We start from the raw sequence: 2,646 nt of genomic DNA on the forward strand, positions 1-2,646 counted from the left end.
GCTCGGGCTGAAGCCGCATCCGGAAGGCGGCTGGTATGCCGAGACCTTTCGCGATGGCACCGGCGGCGCGCGCGGCCATTCGACTGCCATTTATTTCCTGCTTGAGGAGCATCAGGTTTCGGCCTGGCACCGGGTCAAGGATGCCGCCGAGGTCTGGCATTTCCATGCCGGCGCCCCGCTGGCGCTGGCGATGTGGGAGGAAGGCAGCGCCGTTATGGAGCAAGTCCTCGGCATCGATCTCGCAGCCGGTGAGCGGCCTCAGATCGTCGTGCCCGCAGGCTGGTGGCAGTCGGCGCGCAGCCTGGGCGAATGGACGCTGGTCGGCTGCACCGTCGCGCCGGGCTTCGAGTTTGCCGCCTTTGAGCTGGCCGCACCCGGCTGGCAGCCGAAACAACCCTAACTCAATAAGAACCCAAATTTAGCAGGAACCCAAGTGTCGTCGCGAGTTGGGCGGCGTAGTACAGCGCCCAGACGGCGAAGCGCATCCAGGCGCGGTGGGGCGAGATGGCGGCGACAAGAAATTTCTCGGTGGCGAGCAGCCCGTCCGATACCATGAACAGCACGGCGCCACCGATCACCCACATATTGCTTGTTGTCAGCGCCGAGATGCCCATTGCCAGGATCGCGGCGATATAGACGGTGATCGGGATACACAGGCTGGGACCGACGCGACGCCACAGCGCCGCCAGCATGATGACCACGAACACCGCCATGGCGAGCGCGATCGCACCGCGCCACGGCTCGGCGCCAAGCACTCTCAATCCGCCACCGCTGCGCAGGAACAGCGCGACATAGACGATGTGGGCGACGAGAAAACTGGCCAGACCGCCGAGAAAGGTCTTTTCACCGTCGCGCGACAGGAATGCGTCGCCAGCGGCGCTGAGGGCGAGCGCGGCGACCAGCAGCAGCGGGCCGCCCTGCAGCCCGGCCAGCACGGCAAGCATCGCCACGGCAAGCGTCTTTGCCGCCGAGCGGGCGAGCGTCGGCGGCATGCCTAGCGTGAACGCATAGATCACCGCCGCCGCCAGCGAAAAAATCAGTGTCGCATTAGCATTGGCGTCGATACCGCCCGCAAACGGCATCGTCATGCCCGGCTCCGCCTTTGGATGCCCCGGGCTCCGCCTTCGGATGACCCGGCTCGGCTCTCGGTCGCCGCAGGCTTGCGCAGGAACAGGGATTTTGCGGCGAGCGCCGCGCCGCCGGTGATGAGCACGCAGGCGGCGAGGATGCGCAGCGACGGCTCGGCGACGCCGGCCGCGATCAGCACCAGCGTCGACAACAGCGGTGCGGCGTAGCTTGCGGCACCCAGCACCTGGATGTTGCCGCGTTTGACGCCGATGTCCCAGGCATAGAAGGCAGCGCCCACCGGCATCAGGCCAAGGCCAAGCACCGCCAGCCACTGGCCGGCGCCGACGGGCAGAACGGTCTGTTCCAGCGCCAGGTGGCAGGCGAGCGACAGCACCGCGGTCGCTGCGCAGAACCAGGTGACGATGCTGGTCGGCACCGACGGGAAACGCCGCGACAACAACGAATAGGACGACCACAGGACGGCGCAGACGGCAGCCATGGCATAGCCGAAGGAATAGCGGGCGTCGAAGGCCAGCCCGCCACCCTTGGTGACGATCAGCACGGTGCCGGCAAGGCCGAGCAGCGCGCCGACGACATGGTTCCACGCCAGTTTTTCGCCCGGCATCAGCGCCGAGCCGAGCACGATCAGCAGCGGCCACAGATAGGCGATCAGGCTCGCCTCCACCGCCGGCGCATTGCGCAGCGCGGTGAAATAGAAGAAGTGGTAGCCGAACAGGCCGGCAATGCCGATCAGCCACACCTGCGGCGGTATCTTCTGGCTCTTGTCGGGTGCCGGCATGAACAGCCGCGCGATGAGCCCGACCCCGGTGCCGATCGAGAAGGTGATCGCCGACAAGAGGAACGGCGGCACCTGGCCCGACGCATCGGTGAGCAGTGCGAGCAACGCCCACATGGCGACCGCCGAAAAGCCGATCAGTGTTGCGCGCCCCATTCTGTCTCCAGTGGCGCGCCAATTCCGCGCCTGGCTATTGTACGGCTTCGAAACGCCCGGCGCTGATGGTCAAGGTGCCGATCTGCGTGCCCACCGTGGCACGGATCGGCGCATATACGCCGGTTTGGCCGAGCGGTGCAAACGTCACCATCATGCGGCTTTTGTTCTTGAGATAGTTGAGCGCCTTGCGGCCCTTGCGATAACCCGCCACCGGCTCGAAGCCCATCTGGCAGGTGACGGTGTCGCCCTTGTAGCCCGGGACCGAGATCGTGCCTTTCGACGCGTAGGTCAACGTCAGGTCGGCACGCATCTCGCCGTCATAGAACTTCACCGTGCGGCCGCAGACCTGGTCGAGACTGTCGGCATGAATGACGGTGGCGGCCATGGGATCGAGCACCGACGTCAGGTCGCCGGCACCGAGCGGTACCCAGTTCTTGGGGTCGCGTTTGCCCGGCGACGGCACGACCTTCGTCGAGGTGACCCTGCCATTGGCAAAGCGGATATCGACCACCGATGCTTTCTTGCCGGAGGTGTAGTCGGCGCGGAATGCCTGCGGCACCATTTTCTTGCCCGCGATCGTGCCCTTGGATGAGATCGTGCCGCGCGTGTCGTCGAACAGCTTGGCC

At 65.9% G+C, this 2,646-nt stretch carries 4 protein-coding genes; 1 reads left to right on the forward strand and 3 read right to left on the reverse strand.

The genetic code is table 11. The features are described 5' to 3' along the window. A partial coding sequence (locus EOD15_RS32360; RefSeq protein ID WP_148129754.1) for a cupin domain-containing protein occupies positions 1-400 on the forward strand: 400 nt, incomplete at its 5' end. Position 401: 1 nt separating this feature from the next. Here EOD15_RS32360 and EOD15_RS32365 read toward each other — a convergent pair. From EOD15_RS32365 to EOD15_RS32375, 3 genes are all read right to left on the reverse strand, one after another. Continuing rightward, a complete protein-coding gene (locus EOD15_RS32365; RefSeq protein ID WP_127318420.1) occupies positions 402-1,088 on the reverse strand; it encodes a lysoplasmalogenase in 687 nt (228 codons plus the stop codon). Next, positions 1,085-2,020 carry an EamA family transporter gene (locus EOD15_RS32370; RefSeq protein WP_127318422.1) on the reverse strand — a complete coding sequence of 312 codons (936 nt, stop codon included), beginning with the start codon at positions 2,018-2,020 and terminating at the stop codon, positions 1,085-1,087. Before EOD15_RS32370 ends, EOD15_RS32365 begins: the two co-directional genes overlap by 4 nt. 34 nt (positions 2,021-2,054) lie before the next feature. Beyond that, a partial coding sequence (locus tag EOD15_RS32375; protein ID WP_148129755.1) for a DUF3108 domain-containing protein occupies positions 2,055-2,646 on the reverse strand: 592 nt, incomplete at its 5' end.

It is taken from the genome of Mesorhizobium sp. M7A.T.Ca.US.000.02.2.1, assembly GCF_003996995.1.
Lineage (GTDB): Bacteria > Pseudomonadota > Alphaproteobacteria > Rhizobiales > Rhizobiaceae > Mesorhizobium.